Consider the following 22,074-nt stretch of genomic DNA (forward strand, 5'->3'; position numbering starts at 1 on the left):
CTGGACTAAAGCAGCCCTTTCAGGCTGAGAGTAACGCGGGTGGCGGCATTGAGATCGTAGTTTTTAAGCTCATCCGCTTTCACCCAGGCATAATCGTCAAACTCCTCGTTGATCGTCACATCGCGATTGGCGCTGACGCAGTCGAAGATGAGATAGATCATGTAGATCGTTTCCTGATGCCCGTCGGGGTAGGTTTTGACGCGGATATCGTCGCGAAAGCGCCACGGCGTGATATGGGTGAGAATGAGTTTTTCGCCGAGCTCTTCGCGAATTTCCCGCCGCAGCGCCTCTTCAATACGTTCCCCTGGCTCCACGCCACCGCCGGATAATGCCCATTGCCCGGGAAAAACGCCGCGGTCGGGGGCCATCTTACACAGCAGATAATGGCCTTCATTCTGAATAAGCGGGCAAACAATCGTCCTTTGGCGCATGGGTTTTCTCCTTCAGGGGGATGGTCGGTATGCTGATGAAATAGTTTGCGAGCCGCCTCGGTAAACCGCAAGCGAAATACATTTCGGGCCTTGTTGAGTGCTACGTTAAGCGAAAATGATGGCATGGAGCACCGCCATGGAAAAGGCGACGAATTCCCCCCACGACGCTGTATTTAAACACCTGCTGTCGCATCGGGCGACGGCCAGGGATTTTCTGGACATTCACCTCCCCGCTCCGCTGCGCGCGTTATGTAACCTGAACACGCTGCAGCTGGAATCCGGGAGCTTTATCGACGACGAACTGCGGGCGAGTCATTCCGATATCCTTTACTCGCTGCAAACGCAGGCGGGAGAGGGCTATATCTACCTGCTGATTGAGCACCAAAGCTCGGCGGATCGCCATATGGCATTTCGCCTAATGCGCTATGCGATAGCCGCGATGCAGCGTCATCTGGATAAAGGGCATACGCAGCTGCCGCTGGTTATCCCGCTGCTGTTTTATCATGGTCGCATTTCTCCCTGGCCTTACCCAATGTGCTGGCTGGCAGGCTTTGCCGATCCGGATATCGCGCGGCGGATCTATGGTGAAGATTTTCCCTTAATTGATATCACTACCACCCCGGACGATGAAATCATGCGCCACCGGCGCGTGGCGATGCTGGAGCTGTTGCAGAAGCATATTCGCCAGCGGGATTTGATGGACCTGCATGAGCAACTGGTCAGGCTCCTGGCGCTGGGATACACTAGCCGCAGACAGCTTAAGACGCTGTTGCACTATTTATTACAGGCAGGAAACGCCGCCGATCCGGTCGCTTTTTTGCGCCATCTTGCGCAAAACGTTCCCCGGCGGCCGCATAAGGAGACGCTAATGAATATTGCCCAGTTTCTGGAAGATCGCGGCCATCAGCAAGGGTTAAAGCAAGGTCTTGAACAAGGTCTCGAACAAGGCCTACAGCAGGGTATCGAGCAGGGTGAGCAGCAGACCGCGGAACGTATCGCCCGGGCGATGCTCGCTAATGGGCTTGACCTGCTCCTGGTGGCGAAACTGACCGGTCTGGCACCTGAGCGCCTGGCTCTGCTGCAGCATTAATTATTTCCTTTTCCACCCGCGCCGCGTCGCGCCGATTATGCGGCGTCAGTTCTCTTTTTTCGTCAATGTACCAGCGTTAATCATATTAACCATGAATATTCATGGCGCTGAATGGGCGGTTCGTTATTCTGGCAACGCCCGATGCCGTAAAAAAACGCAACTGGTTACACTCTTGGGAAAAATCATTTCGCCAGGTCATTGATTCCTGACGGGTGCGCAGTAGAATTTTCAGGTTTTTTCGGGACTTCTTTGATTTTAATTTTCTGGATAGAGTAAATAATGAAAAAAAGCATTTTCATGGCGCTGGCTGGCGTCATGCTGGTTTCTTCCGCGGCCCATGCGATCAGCGTTACCGGCGAAGCAGGCGAGCATTACACCAACCTTGGCGTCGGCTTCGGCACGGAGTCTACCGGTCTGGCTGTTTCCGGTAACTGGCTGCACAGCGATAACGACGGCGATGCCGCGGGTTTAGGCCTGGGTCTGAATATTCCGCTGGGGCCGTTCCTTGCGACCGTGGGCGGTAAAGGCGTATACACTAACCCGAAACAGGGCGATGAAGGCTATGCGGCCGCGGTTGGCGGTGGCCTGCAGTGGAAAATCGGCGACAGCTTCCGCCTGTACGGCGACTACTACTACTCTCCGGATTCCCTCTCCAGCGGCATTGACAGCTATCAGGAAGCTAACGTCGGCGCCAGCTGGACTATCATGCGTCCGCTCAGCATCCAGGCAGGCTATCGCTATCTGAACCTGGCGGGCAAAGATGGCAACCGCGATAACACCATCGCCGACGGCCCATACATCGGCGCCAGCGCCAGCTTCTAATCCCCTCCGGCGCGGTATCTTCTTGCCGCGCCTGATTTTCCTCCTCGTCAGCATCCCGCTTTGCGTTATAGTATTTCTCACCTGGCAGGCAAGGAGTGAGCAATGTTGAATGTGGAAATGCTGTCCACTGGCGATGAAGTGTTGCATGGTCAAATCGTTGATACCAATGCGGCATGGCTGGCGGATTTCTTTTTTAATCAGGGTTTACCGTTAACGCGCCGCAATACCGTTGGCGACGATCTCGATGCGCTGGTGGCGATTCTGCGCGAACGCAGCGAACAGGCGGATGTGCTGATCGTTAACGGCGGCCTCGGCCCAACCAGCGACGACCTGAGCGCGCTGGCCGCCGCCACGGCAAAAGGCGAAGGGCTAATTTTGCACCCCGAGTGGCTGGAGACGATGACCCGTTTCTTTGCCGAGCGCGGACGGCCGATGGCGGAAAGCAACCGTAAGCAGGCGGAAATCCCCGCCAGCGCCGAGATGATCAATAACCCGGTCGGCACGGCCTGTGGCTTTGCCGTTCAGCTCAACCGCTGCCTGATGTTTTTCACCCCCGGTGTACCTTCTGAATTTAAGGTGATGGTCGAGCAGGAGATTTTACCGCGTCTGCGCCAGCGCTTTACGCTGCCGGACCCGCCGGTATGCCTGCGTCTGACCACGTTTGGCCGCTCGGAGAGCGAGCTGGCGCAAAGTCTTAATCCGCTGACGCTGCCCGCGGGCGTGGTGATGGGTTACCGCTCGTCGATGCCGATTATTGAACTGAAGCTGACCGGACCGGCCGACCAGCGCGACGCCATGCTGGCCCTGTGGCCGGCGGTGCGTAAGGTCGCTGGCGACAGCCTGATTTTCGAAGGTACGGAAGGGTTACCGGCGCAGATCGCCCGCTGTCTGCAGGAGCGGCAGCTGAGCCTGACGCTCAGCGAGCAGTTTACCGGCGGCCTGCTGGCGCTCCAGCTGTCCCGCGCCGGTGCGCCGCTGCTGGCCAGCGAAGTGGTCCCGGCGCAGGAGGAGACGCTGGCGCAGGCGGCCCGCTGGACGGCTGAGCGGCGAATAAACCATTTTGCCGGTCTGGCTCTGGCGGTGAGCGGCCAGGAGAACGATCATCTCAACGTGGCCCTGGCCACCCCGGACGGTACCTTCGCGCTGCGGGTGAAGTTTAGCGTCACCCGCCATAGCCTGGCGGTGCGCCAGGAAGTCTGCGCCATGATGGCATTAAACATGCTGCGTCGCTGGCTGAAGGGTCAACCGCTGGCCAGCGAACATGGTTGGATTAACGTGGTGGATTCCCTCTCGCTGTAAGTCATTTCCCCGGCGCACCGTCATCCCCGGAGCGCCGGTTGTCCAGCCTGTTGTACTCTCCTGAAAAAATTCTGTGCGTTAAGTCGCATTTTCCTGCTGCGCACGGTCCAGCATACGGGAAAACGATTGCCTCGCGATATCGCTCACACTTTACCGCCCGCACAATCGCAACACTGATTCCAGTATTCAGGATTGGAGTCCAGTATGTTGGAATCAACAAAAGTCCCGGCGCTGACCCGCGCCATTGAGATCCTCAATTTAATCAGCCGCATTGGTCCCTGCAGCGCAGCCACCATCATTGCCGAACTGGGGATCCCGAAAAGCACGGTTTATCTGCTGCTGGGCGAGCTAAAAAAACAGCGCTTCATCAGTATGGATAATCAGGATAACTACTGCCTGTGGACCAAGCTGGTGGAGCTGGCCGGGCAGGCGTTGAGCAAAATGGACCTGCGCGAGCTGGCGCGTCCACGCCTCACCCGGCTGATGGATGAGTGCGGCCTGCTTTGCCATCTGGGCATCATCGATCAGGGTAACGCCTACTACATTCTGAAAATTGAGTCTCCCGCCACCATTAGCGTGCGTTCGCATGAAGGTAAGAGCCTGTCGCTTTACCGCTCCGGGATCGGCAAATGTTTGCTGGCCTGGCAGCCCGCCAGCGTTCAGGCGTCGATTATCGACGACCTGCAGTGGGAGCGGGCCACGCCAACGACCATCACCGATGCTCAACAGCTGCGGGAGGAGCTGGAGCGGATCCGCGCCCGAGGCTGGAGCTTTGATAATGGTGAGGACTATCCGGATGTGCGCTGCGTCGCCGCGCCGGTGTTTAACGCCAATAACGACCTGACCGCCGCCATCTCGGTGGTGGGCACCCGTCTGCAAATCAATGAAGACAATCGCGATTATCTGGCCGGTAAGGCGATTGCCTGCGCGAAAGATATTTCCCGTCTGCTGGGGTGGAAAAGCCCCTTCGAACAACTCGCCTCATCATAAGGAGAACATCATGACCCTACCGAAAATTAAACACGTCCGTGCCTGGTTCATCGGCGGCGCCACAGCAGAGCAGGGCGCCGGCGGTGGCGATTATCACGATCAGGGGGCTAACCACTGGATTGACGATCATATCGCCACCCCGATGAGCAAATATAAACAGTATGAGCAGTCCCGCCAGTCATTTGGTATCAACGTGCTGGGCACGTTGATTGTGGAGGTGGAAGCTGAGAATGGACAGACCGGCTTTGCGGTGTCGACGGCCGGTGAGATGGGCTGTTTTATCGTGGAAAAACATCTCAATCGCTTTATCGAAGGCAAATGCGTCAGCGATATCAAACTGATCCATGACCAGATGCTTAACGCCACCCTCTACTATGCGGGATCCGGCGGCCTGGTGATGAATACCCTCTCCTGTGTCGACCTGGCGCTGTGGGATCTGTTCGGTAAAGTGGTTGGCCTGCCGGTCTACAAACTGCTGGGCGGGGCAGTGCGCGACGAAATCCAGTTCTATGCCACTGGCGCCCGTCCGGACCTGGCGCAGGAGATGGGCTTTATCGGCGGTAAAATGCCTACCCACTGGGGACCGCACGATGGCGATGCCGGGATCCGCAAAGACGTCGCCATGGTGGCGGATATGCGTGAAAAATGCGGTCCGGATTTCTGGTTAATGCTGGACTGCTGGATGAGCCAGGACGTTAATTACGCCACCAAACTTGCCCATGCCTGCGCGCCTTACAACCTCAAATGGATCGAAGAGTGCCTGCCGCCGCAGCAGTATGAAGGCTATCGTGAGCTGAAGCGTCAGGCCCCAGCCGGGATGATGGTAACCAGCGGCGAGCACCACGGTACGCTGCAGTCCTTCCGCACCCTGTCGGAGACCGGTATCGATATTATGCAGCCCGACGTTGGCTGGTGCGGCGGCTTAACCACCCTGGTGGAGATCGCGGCCATCGCCAAAGCGCGCGGGCAGCTGGTGGTGCCCCACGGCTCGTCGGTTTACTCGCATCATGCGGTGATCACCTTCACCAACACACCGTTCAGCGAGTTTCTGATGACCAGTCCGGACTGCGCCACGCTGCGTCCGCAGTTTGACCCGATCCTGCTCGGCGAGCCAGTGCCGGAGCAAGGGCGCATTCATAAATCGGTCCTGGATAAACCCGGCTTTGGCGTCGAGCTCAATCGCGACTGCAACCTGAAGCGTCCTTATCAACACTGATCCCCCGGGCCGCCCGGCGGCCCACGCCTGAGGATAATATGATGAGCAACTCTCTGCTGGAGAGCGTGGTTAAGAAAAACCGCGCTCGCTTAATCCCCTTTATGCTGGCCCTGTATGTGCTGGCGTTTCTTGACCGCTCCAATATCGGTTTTGCCAAGGAGACGTATCAGCTTGATACCGGGCTCAGCAATGAAGCCTACGCCCTGGGGGCCGGTATTTTCTTTGTGGTCTACGCCTTTCTCGGGGTACCGGCCAATCTGCTGATGCGTAAATTTGGCGCCAGAAAATGGATCGGCTGCACCACTCTGCTGTGGGGCGTGCTGTCGGCGGCAATGGCCTGGGCGGACAGCGAAGCGAAATTTCTTCTGGTGCGTACCCTGCTTGGTGCGGCGGAGGCGGGTTTCTTTCCCGGGATGATCTACCTCACCTCACAGTGGTTTCCCCAGCAAAACCGCGCCAGCATCATGGGGCTGTTTTATATGGGGGCGCCGCTGGCCCTGACGCTGGGATCGCCTTTATCCGGCGCCCTGCTGGAGATGCATGGGTTAATGGGCCACCCCGGCTGGTTCTGGATGTTTGTCATTGAAGGCCTGCTCGCTATCGCCGCGGGAGCGTTCACCTTCTTCTGGCTGGACGACTCGCCGCAGCAAGCTCGCTTCCTGAGCGCTGAGGAAAAACAAGTGCTGATCGGCGAGCTGGCGCGTGAGGAGGAGAAAAAGATCGCCTCGCGCCTGTCCGATGCGCTGCGTAACGGGCGGGTCTGGCAGCTGGCGCTGATTTACCTGACCATACAGGTGGCGGTCTATGGCCTGATTTTCTTCCTGCCCACTCAGGTCGCTGCGCTGCTGGGCACCAAAGTCGGCTTCGTTGCCTCGGTGGTGACGGCTATTCCTTGGGTGGCGGCGCTGTTCGGCACCTGGCTTATCCCTCGCTACTCCGATCGCACCGGCGAGCGGCGCAATATTGCCGCGCTGACGCTGCTGGCGGCGGCGGTTGGGATTGCGGTGTCCGGGCTGGTGGCGCCGGTGCTGGCTATCATCGCGCTGTGTGTGGCGGCGGTTGGTGTCATTGCCGTGCAGCCGGTCTTCTGGACGATGCCGACGCAGCTGCTGTCCGGCACGGCGCTGGCCGCCGGGATTGGCTTCGTTAACCTGTTTGGCGCCATCGGCGGCTTTCTGGCGCCGATCGTGCGCGTGCAGGCCGAAACCCTGTTCGCCAGTAGCGCCGCCGGACTGTTAACCCTGGCCGGCGTCGCTATCGTCGGGGTGATTATCATCTTCTCATTAAGCCTCACCCGCGCGGTACCCCAGCGCGGCAGCGTACAGCATTAATTAAAGGAATCGCGATGAACGCACTGTTATCTAACCCCTTCAAACGGGGATTATTACGCGGCGAGACGCAAATCGGCCTGTGGTTAAGCTCGACTTCCTCTTACATGGCGGAGATCGCCGCGACCTCGGGATACGACTGGCTGCTGATCGACGGCGAGCATGCCCCGAACACCATTCAGGACCTTTATCATCAGCTGCAGGCGATTGCCCCCTACGCCAGCCAGCCGGTCATTCGTCCGGTCGAGGGCAACCGCAGCCTGATAAAACAGGTGCTGGATATTGGCGCCAGAACGTTGCTGGTGCCGATGGTCGATACCGCCGAGCAGGCGCGGGAGGTGGTGTCGGCGACCCGTTACCCTCCCGTCGGGAGCCGCGGCGTTGGCGCCGGCGTGGCGAGAGCGGCGCGCTGGGGCAGGGTGGAGAATTATATGGCGGAGGCGAATGACGAACTCTGTCTGCTGATTCAGGTCGAGAGCCGAACCGCGCTGGAGAATCTGGATGCTATTCTCGAGGTGGAGGGCATTGACGGGGTGTTTATCGGTCCGGCCGATCTCTCCGCTTCGTTGGGCCATCCGGACGATGCTGGCCATCCGGAGGTGCAGCGGGTGATCGAGCAGAGCATCCGGCGCATTCGCGCGGCGGGGAAAGCGGCCGGATTTCTGGCGGTCGACCCGGCGATGGCGGAAAAATGTCTTGCCTGGGGGGCCAACTTCGTCGCCGTCGGGGTGGATACCATGCTGTATACCCAGGCGCTGGACCGCCGGCTGGCGATGTTTAAATCGGCCAGCGCCCGGCCGCAGGAGAAAGCGAGCTATTGACGGCACAGGCTGGCGCCGGGCTCAGACGAGCGCCTGCGCCAGCAGAGTAATGGGATGTTCGCAGCGCTTGCGGGTGGACATCTCAATCTGCCATTTGCAGGTCTCGCAGTCGGTAACGACGATGTCGGCGCCGCTCTCCTCAATCTGCTTGAACAGCGGGGCGCCGATAGCCTGGGATACCGCGTAATTCTCAGTTTTAAACCCGTAGGTGCCCGCGATGCCACAGCACTGTGAATCCAGCACCTCCAGCTGCAGACCGGGGATCAGCCGCAGCAGCTCGAGGGTATACAGCGACCAGCCCATCTTCTCCATATGACACGGGGTGTGATAGACCACCTTCAGCGGCAGCTGGCGCAGCGGTAGCGTCTTGCTGGCATCCAGCTGTTTCCAGATCCAGCGGGTGGCCAGCTCGACCCGATCGCGAAGATCGCTGTTGTCGACATCAAGGAGATGCGGGTATTCATCACGTAGCGTAAAGGTGCAGGTTGAGGAGGTGGCAATGATCGGCAGCGCGTTTTCCCGCATGGCGGCGACGTTGCTCTGCGCCTGCTTACGCGCCTTGTCGAAAAAGCCGTTGGCGATCAGCGGCACGCCGCAGCATTTTTCCTTTGATAACAACTGCACACCGGTACCCAGCGCGTTGACGACGCGGATCAGATCCTTACCCAGCTGCGGGTGGTTATAGTTGACGTAGCAACCATGAAAGAAGGATACCTGCTCAGGGTACTGCGCCTGTCTGACGGCGAGCTGGCGGTAAGCGTGGCGGAAGGTGCCGAAGCCATATTTCGGCAGCGTGCGGCGATGGTCGATTTTCAGCGCCGCGTCCAGCAGGCGGCGCACCGGTTTTAAGCCGGTGGTGGCGTTGACCAGCGGGGCAACAGGGGTGGAAAGAGTGCCCATCAGGTCAGTATGGCTGAGGATGGCGTCGCGCAGGGTTGGCTTTTGCTGGCCGTACTGTGCCCGGGCGCGTTGAATGATATCGCCAATTTTCACATCCGACGGGCAGGCAACCTCGCAGCGCTTGCAGTTAATGCAGTACTTCAGTGCCTCATCGTACAGCGCGCCATCCTTCAGACGCAGACGTTCGCCGTCCGGTCCCGCCTGCTTGGGACCAGGATAGCGTGGATTGACCCGACTTACCGGGCAGGCGGTAGTGCACACGGTACACTTAATGCAGCTTTCAAAACGGGTATCGTTCATGGCCGGCCTCCGGCAAGAGCGTGGATTTGTCTGGCGGCGTGCAGCGCGGTGACGGCGCAGACGCCGCCGCCGCAGCCGAGCTGAATGGCATCAAACCCGCCGAGCAGTGAACCGATGGCGAAAAGATTGCGGAACGACTGGCCGTCCAGTTGAGGGCGCAGCAGGGCGTCGGTTTTCACGCCGAAACGCTGCCACGGCTGGGAGGCAAAGAAGTCGCGCTGGTACCAGTCGTCGCGCGCCAGGGTCTGCTGCAGATCGAGGCCGAGGATCGGCTCGCGCACGCTATCGCGAGTGGCGACAAGACCGTTGCTGAAAAAGCTGCCGCTGGCCAGCACGGTAAAACGTGGACGCAACGCAATATCACCGTGATTTCGCGTCCAAACGGCCTCGACGATGCCCTGCTGATGGCTGATTTTCACTACCTCATCGCCGGCAAGCCAGGTGCCGCCGCTGCGAACGAACTGGCGTTGCAGCTGAGAATGCAATCGCATCCCGGGAACCGAGGGCGGCAGCGTCGGCAGCAGATGCAGCGGGCAAGGGAGACGCGCCTGCAGCCAGTGGTACAGGCGATCGTCGGCGAGGCCAAAACAGGCGGGCATGATTAAGAGGTCGTGCTGCTGCGCCAGCGGCAGCAGCGCTGCATGCAGGGCCGGCCACAGGTTCTCATCATCCAGCACACGGGCAATATTGACGGCACGAAACTCGGTAGGGTTGTCGCGCAATACATCCAGCAGCGGTAACTCGATTTCCGCCGCCGCGGCGGTGACTCCGCGTTGACCAAGCGCGGCGGCGGCGAGATACGGCTGAAAATCAGCAAAGCCGCTGATCCCTACCAGACAAACGCCCTGCGACGGCAGGGGAGCGACAGGAACCTCCTGAGGTGACAGCCATGCCGGACGCAGCGTTCCCAGCGGCGTCACTCGTTGATGCGGCTGGCGCGCATTGCCCTGCATCACCGCGCCACAGGCGGCCAGCAATGCTTCGGCTTGCGTCGCCCAGGCAAGCACCGCGTCGGCGCCGAGCCGGGAATAAGGGTGCTCGGGCAACTGAACTGCGAGCTGGTGAAGGCCTTGTTCGATGTCAGCCACGGGATCGCCGTTCGGCAGCGCCGAGAGCAGATCTAACGAGGCGGAAGAAAAATGCAGCGCGCTTTGCCCGCGGCTGACGATAACGCTGCGCAGACCGTACTGATTCAGCGCCAGCCCGCACAGCAGGCCGGCCAGTCCACCGCCAATAATCGCGCAATCAAATTTCATCCTGATGCTCCTCTTGCAGCCCGCACAGGCCGAGGTAGACCCAGCGGGTGAATTCGCTTTCGCGCAGCGCGTCGCCCCAGGCGATGGGCTGCACGCCCTTCCAGCGTTCATTGAGAAATTCCGATAGCTGGGTTAACGACTGTGCGGGCGTGGTGACGTTAAAGCGCTGCAGCAGCCCGGCGGCGCGGCAGGCGCAGAGCTCACCCTGGCAGGTTCCCATCCCAATCCGGGTGCGGCGTCGCAGGTCGAGAAGGGTGTTGACCGCCAGATTTTCCACCGCGTATTTCACCTCGCCGGCGGTGACGGCTTCGCATTCGCAGACCAGGCTGCGGTGCTGGCGGCTGTCGCCAAGCCAGGCCGGGGTGCGATCGCCATGACGATAGACGGCGGATCCGCGCAGCGGAGAAGGGAGGGAGATAATTTTTTGCAGGGTACGTTCCGTTGGCTCCTGCGAACCGGGCAGCGGGACCTCGGCCGTGGTACAGGGAGTGGTGTTTCCCAGCTTACGACAGACGGCGTCGCTGGCCCATTCGGCCATCAGACGGTAGGTCATGAGCTTGCCGCCGGTGATGGTAATGAAACCTTCCATACCGTCACGCCGGGCATGGTCGAGCAGGACGATGCCGCGGCTAACGCTGCGTCCGCTGGGATCGTTATCGCTGGCCACCAGCGGGCGGACGCCGGAGTAGGCGCGCAGGATCCGGGTGCGGCCCATGACCGGGGCCAGCTTTTCGCCTTCGCGCAGCAGGGTATCGACTTCTGCCGTCGTTACCCGGTTGTCGTCAATCTGGTCATAAGGGATATGCATCGAGGTGGTGCCAATCAGGGAGATGGTATCGCCGGGCACCAGAATATCGGCGTCGGCCGGCTTGCGGCAGCGGTTGATCACCAGGTTGTTTATCCGGTGGTCGAGGATCAATAGCGATCCCTTCGCCGGGAACATGGTGATGCGCAGGTCGGCATATTCCGCAATGCGCTGCCCCCAGATCCCGGCGGCATTAACCACTACCCCAGCGTTCAGGGTGCGAGCCTGGTGAAGTTGATGGTCGTATACCTGGACGCCACAAACGCGATCGCCCTGGCGCAGCAGGCCCGTCACTTCGCAGCCGGTGAGGATCTGTGCCCCGTGTTCGCGGGCATCGAGCATATTAGCGGCGGTAAGGCGAAACGGGTCGATGGTGCCATCCGGGACCTGCACCGCGCCCAGCAGCGTTGGGTTGACAGCGGGCTCCCGGCGCAGCGCTTCCTGTGGTGAGAGCGGCGTGGCCTCTATGCCAGCCTGCTGACAGGCGTCGATAAAGGTTTGCTGCCAGGCCATGTCATCTTCAGGCAGGGTGATAAACAGCCCATTGGTCGGTTCAATGCAGTGGCGGGCGATGCGGCGCAGGATGCGGTTCTCACTGATGCATTCGCGGGCGGATTCGTTGTCGGTCACCGCATAGCGGGCGCCGCTGTGCAGCAGCCCATGATTACGGCCGGTGGCCCCGGTGGCGATATCATGGCGCTCAATGAGCAGCGTCCGTAATCCGCGCCGGGCGCAGTCGCGGGCGATGCCAGCGCCGGTTGCTCCGCCGCCGATGATAATGACCTCGCTTTCGTCTGACTGGGCGCTGTTCATTTCATCTCCTTTATGTTCGGTTTATCCCCATTAAGTCATGGGTTAGCGATAATTTGTTTGATATCGAACAAAATCGAGCATAAATCGAAAATGAAATGTTTGTTATGTGGTCAAAGTCGCTTTTGGTCCACCAGCTGACGCAGGCAATCATGCAGCAACTGAATCGGGCTGCCGCTAACCGGTGAGGTGCTGGTGATAAGCGATACGTGACGATAAAAGGCAGGTTCCAGAGGCACGGAGTACAGCGGTTGTTCCAGCGTTTTTAGCGTGAGTTCCGGCAGCAAAGCGATACCTAATCCCAGACGAATAAAACTCATGGCAGTGCCTGGGTGGTTAAATTCATATTTTATATTAGGTGTAATATTCCTGTTCGCAAACAGCGACATAATGCTCATTTCGTACCGCCCTTTGCTGATAATTAATGGCTCATCGTACAGTGCTTCGAGAGGAATACTGCTCCGGCGGGCAAAAGGATGCGATTGAGGAACGACAACCATAAATCTGTCTTTATAAAATGGTGTGGCAAACAGGCCGTTAACGGAAATATGGGTGAATCCGGCGTCGATATTATTCTCCCGAATGGCTTCAATAATCTCCGTACTGTTTGCTTCATAAGGCACTATTTTAATATGCGGATGATGTTGCTCGAAGTAGTGAACGACCTGGGGCAGGATACTGGCACAAATGCCGGGGAAGCAGCCGATGCGCAGCAGGCGCAGCGGTGTTTTCTTTTCCTGTTCGGCTATTTCCTTTATGACGCTCACTTCACTCATGAGTCGTCGCATCGCCGGAACAAGGCGTTCTCCTGCCGCCGTCAGCTTGAGCGCTTTTCGCCGTTCTCGTTCGACTATCGCCACGCCAAGCTCCTCTTCCAGTCCGGCAATGGCCTGGCTGACCGCCGATTGGGTCATATAGAGACGTCTGGCGGCCTCAGTAAAACCGCCGTATTTCAGCACGGTAAGCAGAGCGTGGATCTGCGTTAATGTCATAAGTTTTCTCTAATGAAATTAATTAAAATGATTAATTTTACTAATTTACACAGGTTGCTTATGATTTTCCTGAAACTTAATCACACAATCACGCACGCAATTATTGGTATTCACAATGTATTTCTGAAATTATATATTCGTTATGAATGTGGTAATGCGCGCCGTTACAGTAAGGTGCAATTAGATGAAAGAAAAACTGTGGACGAAAGATTTTTGGGCCATCACGATTGTTAGTTTTATTATTTTCTTCGTATTTTATGTTCTTCTGACGCTCCTGCCTATTTATATTGCTGACAATTTGCATGCGACTGCGGATAAGGCTGGGTTGCTGGTGACCTTCTTCCTGGTTGCCGCGATTATTGTCCGCCCCTTCGCCGGTCAGTGGGTGGGTAAATATTCCAACAAAGGCATTTTGCTGATTTCCTCTTTAGCCTTTTTGGTGGTTACGGCTCTGTACCCCTTTTGCCATACCATTGAAGGACTGCTGTTCATTAGGGTTCTTCACGGCATCACCTTCGGTGTGATCACCACCGTCAAGGGCACCATCTCTGCGCGCTTAATTCCCGCCTCGCGGCGAGGAGAGGGAATTAGCTTTTTCTCCTTAGCAATGGGACTGGCAATGGTAGTGGGACCATGGATTGGTCTGAATATGGCGCGCCACAGCGCGTATATTCCCGCATTCTGGATGTGTACGGTGGTGTCTGCTATCGCGATTGTACTGTCGATGATGATCTGCGTGCCGCCGGTTATTCGTCATGCCGATGGTTCGCAACCAAAGCTTGGTTTTTCCGCTATGTTCGATCGCGCGGCCATGCCTTTTGCCCTGGTCACCTTCTTTATGACGTTCTCTTACGCCGGGGTTTCCGCCTTTCTTGCCCTCTATGCTCGCGAACTGGATCTGATGGCGGCAGCCAGTAACTTTCTGTTGTGCTATGCGATTTTTCTCATGATCTGCCGGGCGTTTACCGGGAATGTGTGTGATAAAAAAGGGCCGAAGTATGTGGTTTATCCGTGCCTGCTCGCCTTTACCATTGGTTTAGTGGTGCTGGGTTATACGCACGGTAGCGTTTCAATGATCCTGTCCGGTGCGCTGATTGGTATTGGATATGGCTCAGTAACGCCTGTTTTCCAGACGCAGATCATCAGTTCTGTTGAAACGCATAAAATTGGCGTCGCGAACTCACTGTTCTTTAATGCCATGGATGCGGGCCTGGCGATAGGGGCGTTCGTGATGGGGATCATGGTCGACGGCGTGGGTTACCGTGCTATTTATCTGGTGGGGGCGCTGTTGGTGGTGGTAGCGGGGCTAATTTATGTCTTGCAGATGAAACGCCATGGCACAATGCAATTAGTCAGTGCACACGAAGTGCACTAACCGTTACATCTCAATTTCGATATCCCCTTTTGCCCGGCAGCAGCAGGGCAAAATTTCCCCCGGCTGGATAAAGGCCAGCGGCTCGGTCAGCCAGTCGACCTGGCCGGAAACCAGACGGGTGCGGCAGGAGCCGCAATAGCCTTCGCGGCACTGATACTCGACGTCGATGTTATGCGACTCCAGCGCCGCCAGCAGGGAAGGGTGTTCATCCTGACACTCAAGGCGAGTGTCAGAGATTTTCAGGAAAATCCGCTTCATTACAGCTGGAAGTTGCTCAGGTCGTCGGCATCGACTTCAGAATCGATCTGGCCGACGAGATACGAGCTGACTTCCACTTCCTGCGGCGCCACCTGGACGTTATCGGAAACCAGCCAGGTGTTGATCCATGGGATCGGGTTGGAGCGGGTCTGGAACGGCAGATCGAGGCCCACCGCCTGCATGCGAATATTGGTGATGTACTCGACGTACTGGCAGAGAATATCTTTGTTCAGGCCGATCATCGAGCCGTCGCGGAACAGATAGTCCGCCCACTCTTTCTCCTGCTGTGCCGCCAGCACGAACAGGTCATAGCACTCCTGCTTGCACTCTTCGGCGATTTCCGCCATCTCCGGATCGTCGCTGCCGGAGCGCAGCAGGTTCAGCATATGCTGAGTGCCGGTCAGGTGCAGCGCTTCATCGCGGGCAATCAGGCGAATAATTTTGGCGTTACCTTCCATCAGCTTGCGTTCGGCAAAGGCGAAGGAGCAGGCGAAGCTGACGTAGAAGCGGATCGCTTCCAGGGCATTAACGCTCATCAGGCACAGATACAGTTTCTTTTTCAGCTCGCGCAGATTCACGGTCACGGTTTTGCCGTTGACGGTGTGGGTGCCTTCGCCCAGCAGATGCCAGTAGCTGGTCATTTCGATCAGCGAGTCGTAATAGTGAGAGATGCCTTCCGCACGCTTCTGGATCTGTTCGTTGGTGACGATATCGTCGAACACCGTCGCCGGGTCGTTGACGATGTTGCGGATGATATGGGTGTACGAGCGCGAATGGATGGTCTCGGAAAACGCCCAGGTTTCCACCCAGGTTTCCAGCTCCGGGATAGAGATCAGCGGCAGCAGGGCGACGTTCGGGCTGCGGCCCTGAATGGAATCGAGCAGCGTCTGGTACTTCAGGTTGCTGATGAAAATGTGTTTTTCGTGTTCCGGCAGCGCCTGGTAGTCAATGCGATCGCGGGAGACGTCAACCTCTTCCGGACGCCAGAAGAAGGAGAGCTGCTTTTCAATCAGCTTTTCGAAGATGTCATATTTTTGCTGATCGTAGCGGGCCACGTTAACCGGCTGGCCAAAAAACATCGGTTCCAGCAGCTGATCGTTTTTCGTCTGTGAAAAAGTGGTGTATGCCATTGAAGTGAGTCCTGTTGAAATGTATTGCCCGGCCGCACTGCATTGGCCGGGCCTACACAATCGTAGGCCGGGTAAGCATCGCGCCACCCGGCAAAAATAACTTAGATCTTACACGCGCCGCTTTCGCAGCCGTCGTCCTGGATGGACGGCGCCAGGTCATCCTGCGCGTCTTCTGCGCCATCACGGGTGTTGTGATAGTACAGCGTTTTGACGCCGAATTTATAGGCGTTGAGCAGATCTTTGAGCAACTGCTGCATCGGCACTTTTCCGGACGGGAAACGCGTCGGATCGTAGTTAGTGTTGGCAGAGATCGACTGGTCGATAAACTTCTGCATGATACCCACCAGCTGTAGATAACCGTCGTTGTTCGGCATCTCCCACAGCAGCTCATAGGCGTTCTGCAGGTTTTCGTAATCCGGCACCACCTGGCGCAGGATACCGTCCTTCGACGCTTTGATGCTCACGTGGCCGCGCGGCGGCTCAATGCCGTTGGTGGCGTTGGAGATCTGCGACGAGGTCTCGGACGGCATCAGCGCGGAGAGCGTGGAGTTACGCAGACCGTGGGTTTTAATGGATTCGCGCAATGCTTCCCAGTCGAAGTGCAGAGACTCGCTGACGATGCCGTCCAGGTCTTTCTTATAGGTATCGATCGGCAGGATACCCTGCGCATAGGTGGTTTCATTGAACCACGGGCAGGCGCCCTGCTCGATAGCCAGCTCGTTGGAGGCTTTCAGCAGATAGTACTGAATCGCTTCGAACGTTTTGTGCGTCAGGTTGTTGGCGCTGCCGTCGGAGTAGCGTTTGCCATGCTTCGCCAGATAGTAGGCGAAGTTGATCACGCCGATGCCCAGGGTGCGACGGCCCATTGCGCCGCGTTTGGCGGCCGGGATCGGGTAATCTTGATAATCGAGCAGCGCATCCAGGGCTCGTACTGCCAGCACCGCCAGCTCTTCCAGCTCGTCGAGGCTGTCGATAGCGCCGAGGTTGAAGGCCGACAGAGTACACAGCGCGATTTCGCCGTTTTCGTCGTTGACGTCTTCCAGTGGTTTGGTCGGCAGAGCAATCTCCAGACACAGGTTAGACTGACGCACCGGGGCGACTACCGGATCGAACGGGCTGTGGGTGTTGCAGTGGTCGACGTTCTGGATGTAGATACGACCGGTAGAGGCGCGCTCCTGCATCATCAGCGAGAACAGCTCAACGGCTTTAATACGCTGCTTGCGAATGCTGTCGTCCTGCTCGTACTGGGTGTACAGGCGCTCAAACTCGTCCTGATCGGCGAAGAAAGCGTCATACAGGCCCGGGACGTCGGACGGGCTGAACAGGGTAATGTCGCCACCCTTCAGCAGACGGGTATACATTAGCTTGTTGATCTGCACCCCGTAGTCCATGTGACGAACGCGGTTGGCGTCGGTACCACGGTTGTTTTTCAGCACCAGCAGGCTTTCCACTTCCAGATGCCACATTGGATAGAAGAGGGTCGCCGCACCGCCACGAACGCCGCCCTGCGAGCAGGATTTCACTGCGGTCTGGAAATGTTTGTAGAACGGAATGCAGCCGGTGTGGAAGGCTTCGCCGCCGCGGATCGGGCTGCCCAGCGCGCGAATGCGCCCGGCGTTGATGCCGATGCCGGCGCGCTGGGAAACGTATTTCACAATCGCGCTGGAGGTGGCGTTGATGGAGTCCAGGCTGTCGCCGCACTCGATCAGCACGCAGGAGCTGAACTGACGGGTCGGGGTACGCACGCCGGACATGATTGGCGTCGGCAGCGAGATTTTAAAGGTGGACACTGCGTCATAGAAACGCTTGATGTAGTCCAGACGCGTTTCGCGTGGGTAGTTCGAGAACAGGCAGGCAGCCACCAGAATATAGAGGAACTGCGCGCTCTCGTAAATTTCGCCGGTGACGCGGTTTTGTACCAGATACTTGCCTTCCAGCTGCTTAACGGCCGCGTAGGAGAAGTTCATGTCGCGCCAGTGGTCGAGGAAACCGTCCATCTGCTGGAACTCTTCTTCCGTGTAGTCTTCCAGCAGATGATGATCGTATTTACCCTTCTCGACCATCTTCACCACGTGATCGTAAAGCGCTGGCGGCTCAAACTGGCCGAAGGCTTTTTTACGCAAATGGAAGATCGCCAGACGCGCAGCAAGGTACTGGTAATCCGGCGCATCGCGGGAGATCAGATCCGCGGCGGCTTTAATAATGGTTTCGTGGATGTCCGCGGTTTTAATGCCGTCATAGAACTGGATATGCGAGCGCAGTTCAACCTGGGAAATGGAAACGTTATTCAGTCCTTCTGCCGCCCAATCCAGTACGCGATGGATTTTGTCGAGATTGATGCGCTCGGTGGTCCCGTCGCGCTTTGTCACCAGCAGACTCTGATTCATGTGGATTTTACCTGTCCGTGAAAGAAAATATCCCCCGTTTATCCACAGATGGCCATTGTGACTAACTCTGTGGATAAATACTATATGTAGGGGGTTGTCGATAAAAGGAACGCTATATGGTGAGTATTTTAGTAAGGAATCTTTTGAGTACAAGGGTTGATTTTGACGTTAAATTGAGGTTGCGGAAGGGTAATAATCCGCAAGTCCACGTCGCATAAGGCCTGGAGAAGAAGTCAATAAAACAGAAAAAAAAATGAAAATTTGATCGAGTGCTGATTTCTTCATCGGAAGAAATAATTACGCGGCTTGATGCCGCGCAATCATCATAAGCGCAGGTGCTGACCTCAGTCCTTTTTAGCGGTGGTATGCAACATATAATTAACATCAACGCCCGGCGCTAACTTGAAGGTGTTGGTCAGCGGGTTGTAATGCAGACCGATGATATGCTGCTCTTTCAGAGTAGTCTGATCTACCCAGCCCAGCAGTTCAGCCGGCTTGATAAACTTCTTCACATCGTGGGTGCCCTTGGGCACCATCTTCATGACGTATTCCGCGCCCACCACCGCCATCAGCCACGCCTTGCCGTTGCGGTTGATGGTGGAGAAGAAGACCTGGCCGCCGGGCTTGACCAGCCGCGCGCAGGCATGCACCACCGACTGCGGGTCGGGGACGTGCTCCAGCATCTCCATGCAGGTGACGACGTCGTACTGCTGCGGATGCTTCGCGGCATGTTCTTCAACCGTTTCCTGAACATAGTCCACCTGAATACCGCTCTCCAGCGCGTGCAGCTTCGCCACCTGCAGCGGTTCGGCGCCCATGTCCAGCCCGGTGACCGTCGCGCCTTCGCGCGCCATACTTTCGGCGAGGATACCGCCGCCGCAGCCGACATCGAGGGCTTTTTTACCGAACAAGCCGCCGGAGCGTTCGGCGATATAGCCCAGCCGCAGCGGGTTAATGCGGTGGAGCGGTTTGAACTCGCCCTCCAGATCCCACCAGCGTGAGGCGACGGCTTCGAATTTGGCGATTTCAGCATGATCGACGTTAGGGGCTACCGACGTTTTTTCGGTATTCATGGGCGCTTTTACTCCTTTTCTGTTCAGACCTGCGAGTATATCAGCAGCGCGCCATGAATAAACCGTATTGCTTTACCTCTATTAGCGCGGCTGTGTTATAATTTGCGACCTTTGAATCCGGGATACAGTAGAGGGATAGCGGTTAGATGAGCGACCTTGCGAGAGAAATTACACCGGTCAACATTGAGGAAGAGCTTAAGAACTCTTATCTGGATTATGCGATGTCGGTCATTGTTGGCCGTGCGCTGCCGGATGTCCGAGATGGCCTGAAGCCGGTACACCGTCGCGTACTTTACGCCATGAACGTATTGGGCAATGACTGGAACAAAGCCTATAAAAAATCAGCCCGTGTCGTTGGTGACGTAATCGGTAAATACCACCCGCACGGCGACTCCGCGGTATACGACACCATCGTGCGTATGGCGCAGCCGTTCTCGCTGCGCTACATGCTGGTGGACGGCCAGGGTAACTTTGGTTCCATCGACGGCGACTCCGCCGCGGCGATGCGTTATACCGAAATTCGTCTGGCGAAAATCGCTCATGAGCTGATGGCCGATCTTGAAAAAGAGACGGTCGATTTCGTCGACAACTATGACGGCACGGAGCGTATTCCGGACGTCATGCCGACCAAAATTCCTAACCTGCTGGTAAACGGCGCCTCCGGGATCGCCGTCGGGATGGCCACCAACATACCGCCGCACAACCTGACGGAAGTGATCAACGGCTGTCTGGCGTACGTTGATGATGAAGACATCAGCATTGAAGGGCTGATGGCGCATATTCCTGGCCCTGATTTCCCGACCGCCGCCATTATCAATGGCCGTCGTGGCATTGAAGAGGCCTACCGCACCGGTCGCGGTAAAGTCTATATTCGCGCGCGCGCGGAAGTGGAAGTGGACGCGAAATCAGGCCGCGAAACCATCATCGTGCACGAAATTCCCTATCAGGTGAACAAAGCGCGCCTGATTGAGAAAATCGCCGAGCTGGTGAAAGAAAAACGCGTGGAAGGTATCAGCGCGCTGCGTGACGAGTCTGATAAAGACGGGATGCGCATCGTGATTGAAGTGAAGCGCGATGCGGTCGGGGAAGTGGTGCTCAACAACCTCTATTCCCAGACCCAGCTGCAGGTCTCTTTCGGTATCAACATGGTTGCTCTGCACCATGGTCAGCCGAAGATCATGAACCTGAAGGACATCATCGCCGCGTTTGTACGTCACCGCCGCGAAGTGGTAACCCGTCGTACGATTTTCGAACTGCGCAAAGCGCGCGACCGGGCGCATATCCTCGAAGCGCTGGCCGTGGCGCTGGCCAACATTGACCCGATTATCGAACTGATCCGTCGCGCGCCGACCCCGGCAGAAGCGAAAGCGGGGCTGGTTGCCCAGGCGTGGGATCTCGGTAACGTCGCGGCGATGCTGGAACGCGCCGGTGACGATGCCGCGCGTCCGGAATGGCTGGAGCCAGAGTTCGGCGTGCGCGACGGGAAATACTACCTGACCGAGCAGCAGGCCCAGGCGATTCTGGATCTGCGTCTGCAGAAACTGACCGGCCTCGAGCACGAAAAACTGCTCGACGAATATAAAGAGCTGCTGGAGCAGATCGCGGAACTGCTGCATATTCTCGGCAGCGCCGACCGTCTGATGGAAGTGATTCGCGAAGAGCTGGAGCTGATCCGCGACCAGTTCGGCGACGAACGTCGTACCGAAATCACCGCCAACAGCGCTGATATCAACATCGAAGATCTGATCAACCAGGAAGACGTGGTGGTCACCCTGTCGCATCAGGGCTATGTGAAGTATCAGCCGCTGACCGACTACGAAGCACAGCGTCGTGGCGGTAAAGGCAAATCAGCGGCACGTATTAAAGAAGAAGACTTTATCGACCGCCTGCTGGTGGCCAACACCCACGACACCATCCTCTGCTTCTCGAGCCGCGGCCGTCTGTACTGGATGAAGGTCTATCAGCTGCCGGAAGCCAGTCGCGGCGCGCGCGGTCGTCCTATCGTCAACCTGCTGCCGCTGGAAGCCGATGAACGCATCACCGCCATCCTGCCGGTTCGCGAGTATGAAGAGGGCGTCAACGTCTTTATGGCGACCGCCAGCGGTACCGTGAAGAAAACCGCGCTGACCGAGTTCAGCCGTCCGCGTTCTGCCGGCATTATCGCCGTCAACCTGAACGAAGGCGATGAGCTGATCGGCGTCGATCTGACCTCTGGCCAGGACGAAGTGATGCTGTTCTCCGCGGCCGGTAAAGTCGTACGCTTTAAAGAAGACGCCGTTCGCGCTATGGGCCGTACCGCCACCGGCGTGCGCGGTATCAAGCTGGCGGAAAACGACAGCGTCGTTTCGCTGATTATTCCACGTGGTGAAGGTGCGATCCTGACGGTGACGCAAAACGGTTACGGTAAACGTACCGCGGCGGCAGAATACCCGACCAAATCGCGTGCCACCCAGGGCGTTATCTCGATTAAAGTCACCGAGCGTAACGGCTCCGTGGTCGGCGCCGTGCAGGTGGATGACTGCGATCAGATCATGATGATCACCGACGCCGGAACGCTGGTGCGTACCCGCGTTTCCGAAGTGAGCATTGTGGGCCGTAACACCCAGGGCGTGATCCTCATCCGTACCGCGGAAGATGAAAACGTGGTGGGTCTGCAGCGCGTCGCTGAGCCAGTGGATGATGAAGAACTGGATGCCATCGACGGTAGCGTAGCGGAAGGCGATGACGATATTGCGCCTGAAGCGGATACCGATGACGATGTCGCGGATGACGAAGAGTAATCGTCCCAGGT

General features: G+C 57.5%; 18 protein-coding genes. 9 read left to right on the forward strand and 9 right to left on the reverse strand.

Features of this window, described 5'->3' with window-relative positions; genetic code table 11:
* Window positions 1-5: 5 nt before the first annotated feature.
* Complete coding sequence (nudI, locus tag ACKLKD_RS04145; protein WP_087806183.1) at window positions 6-431, reverse strand: nucleoside triphosphatase NudI; 426 nt, start codon at window positions 429-431, stop codon at window positions 6-8.
* Window positions 432-567: 136 nt separating this feature from the next.
* Between nudI and ACKLKD_RS04150 the strand changes: the two genes are divergently transcribed.
* From ACKLKD_RS04150 to yfaU, 7 genes are all read left to right on the forward strand, one after another.
* Window positions 568-1,521 (forward strand): Rpn family recombination-promoting nuclease/putative transposase, encoded by a 954-nt coding sequence (locus tag ACKLKD_RS04150; protein WP_087806185.1) that lies wholly within the window; start codon window positions 568-570, stop codon window positions 1,519-1,521.
* A gap of 279 nt (window positions 1,522-1,800) precedes the next feature.
* A complete protein-coding gene (locus ACKLKD_RS04155; RefSeq protein ID WP_004201712.1) occupies window positions 1,801-2,343 on the forward strand; it encodes a YfaZ family outer membrane protein in 543 nt (180 codons plus the stop codon).
* A gap of 102 nt (window positions 2,344-2,445) precedes the next feature.
* On the forward strand, window positions 2,446-3,642 hold the full coding sequence (locus tag ACKLKD_RS04160; protein WP_080896914.1) for a nicotinamide mononucleotide deamidase-related protein YfaY: 1,197 nt from the start codon (window positions 2,446-2,448) through the stop codon (window positions 3,640-3,642).
* A 204-nt stretch (window positions 3,643-3,846) separates the two neighbouring features.
* Complete coding sequence (locus ACKLKD_RS04165) at window positions 3,847-4,632, forward strand: IclR family transcriptional regulator (RefSeq protein WP_025711594.1); 786 nt, start codon at window positions 3,847-3,849, stop codon at window positions 4,630-4,632.
* Between the two features lie 10 nt (window positions 4,633-4,642).
* Window positions 4,643-5,848 carry an L-rhamnonate dehydratase gene (gene rhmD / locus ACKLKD_RS04170; protein WP_025711595.1) on the forward strand — a complete coding sequence of 402 codons (1,206 nt, stop codon included), beginning with the start codon at window positions 4,643-4,645 and terminating at the stop codon, window positions 5,846-5,848.
* Between the two features lie 41 nt (window positions 5,849-5,889).
* On the forward strand, window positions 5,890-7,179 hold the full coding sequence (locus ACKLKD_RS04175) for an MFS transporter (RefSeq protein ID WP_025711596.1): 1,290 nt from the start codon (window positions 5,890-5,892) through the stop codon (window positions 7,177-7,179).
* 14 nt (window positions 7,180-7,193) lie between these two features.
* Window positions 7,194-7,997 (forward strand): 2-keto-3-deoxy-L-rhamnonate aldolase, encoded by an 804-nt coding sequence (gene yfaU / locus ACKLKD_RS04180; RefSeq protein ID WP_080896915.1) that lies wholly within the window; start codon window positions 7,194-7,196, stop codon window positions 7,995-7,997.
* A 21-nt stretch (window positions 7,998-8,018) separates the two neighbouring features.
* On the opposite strand, the gene glpC is transcribed toward yfaU, so the two are convergent.
* The 4 genes from glpC to ACKLKD_RS04200 form a co-directional block, all read right to left on the reverse strand.
* Window positions 8,019-9,197, reverse strand: coding sequence for an anaerobic glycerol-3-phosphate dehydrogenase subunit GlpC (glpC, locus tag ACKLKD_RS04185; protein WP_087806187.1), 1,179 nt, complete (start codon window positions 9,195-9,197; stop codon window positions 8,019-8,021).
* Complete coding sequence (gene glpB, locus ACKLKD_RS04190) at window positions 9,194-10,453, reverse strand: glycerol-3-phosphate dehydrogenase subunit GlpB (protein WP_025711599.1); 1,260 nt, start codon at window positions 10,451-10,453, stop codon at window positions 9,194-9,196. Before glpB ends, glpC begins: the two co-directional genes overlap by 4 nt.
* A complete protein-coding gene (gene glpA / locus ACKLKD_RS04195; protein ID WP_025711600.1) occupies window positions 10,443-12,071 on the reverse strand; it encodes an anaerobic glycerol-3-phosphate dehydrogenase subunit A in 1,629 nt (542 codons plus the stop codon). Before glpA ends, glpB begins: the two co-directional genes overlap by 11 nt.
* A gap of 110 nt (window positions 12,072-12,181) precedes the next feature.
* Entirely contained in the window at window positions 12,182-13,060 is an 879-nt protein-coding gene (locus ACKLKD_RS04200; protein ID WP_025711601.1) for a LysR family transcriptional regulator, read from the reverse strand.
* A 184-nt stretch (window positions 13,061-13,244) separates the two neighbouring features.
* Between ACKLKD_RS04200 and ACKLKD_RS04205 the strand changes: the two genes are divergently transcribed.
* Window positions 13,245-14,435: an MFS transporter gene (locus tag ACKLKD_RS04205; RefSeq protein ID WP_080896920.1), complete on the forward strand. Its 1,191-nt coding sequence runs from the start codon at window positions 13,245-13,247 to the stop codon at window positions 14,433-14,435.
* Window positions 14,436-14,438: 3 nt separating this feature from the next.
* On the opposite strand, the gene yfaE is transcribed toward ACKLKD_RS04205, so the two are convergent.
* From yfaE to ubiG, 4 genes are all read right to left on the reverse strand, one after another.
* A complete protein-coding gene (yfaE, locus tag ACKLKD_RS04210) occupies window positions 14,439-14,693 on the reverse strand; it encodes a class I ribonucleotide reductase maintenance protein YfaE (RefSeq protein WP_002913017.1) in 255 nt (84 codons plus the stop codon).
* Entirely contained in the window at window positions 14,693-15,823 is a 1,131-nt protein-coding gene (gene nrdB / locus ACKLKD_RS04215) for a class Ia ribonucleoside-diphosphate reductase subunit beta (RefSeq protein WP_004140835.1), read from the reverse strand. The genes yfaE and nrdB overlap by 1 nt, the downstream gene beginning before the upstream one ends.
* A 101-nt stretch (window positions 15,824-15,924) precedes the next feature.
* On the reverse strand, window positions 15,925-18,210 hold the full coding sequence (gene nrdA / locus ACKLKD_RS04220; RefSeq protein WP_008803972.1) for a class 1a ribonucleoside-diphosphate reductase subunit alpha: 2,286 nt from the start codon (window positions 18,208-18,210) through the stop codon (window positions 15,925-15,927).
* A 344-nt stretch (window positions 18,211-18,554) separates the two neighbouring features.
* Window positions 18,555-19,283: a bifunctional 2-polyprenyl-6-hydroxyphenol methylase/3-demethylubiquinol 3-O-methyltransferase UbiG gene (ubiG, locus tag ACKLKD_RS04225; RefSeq protein ID WP_025711605.1), complete on the reverse strand. Its 729-nt coding sequence runs from the start codon at window positions 19,281-19,283 to the stop codon at window positions 18,555-18,557.
* Between the two features lie 146 nt (window positions 19,284-19,429).
* On the opposite strand from ubiG, the gene gyrA reads away from it, so the two are divergent.
* Window positions 19,430-22,063, forward strand: coding sequence for a DNA topoisomerase (ATP-hydrolyzing) subunit A (gene gyrA / locus ACKLKD_RS04230; protein ID WP_025711606.1), 2,634 nt, complete (start codon window positions 19,430-19,432; stop codon window positions 22,061-22,063).
* The last annotated feature ends 11 nt before the right edge of the window (window positions 22,064-22,074 follow it).

The sequence above is a fragment of the Klebsiella sp. 10982 genome (assembly GCF_048589245.1).
Lineage (GTDB): Bacteria > Pseudomonadota > Gammaproteobacteria > Enterobacterales > Enterobacteriaceae > Klebsiella > Klebsiella quasivariicola.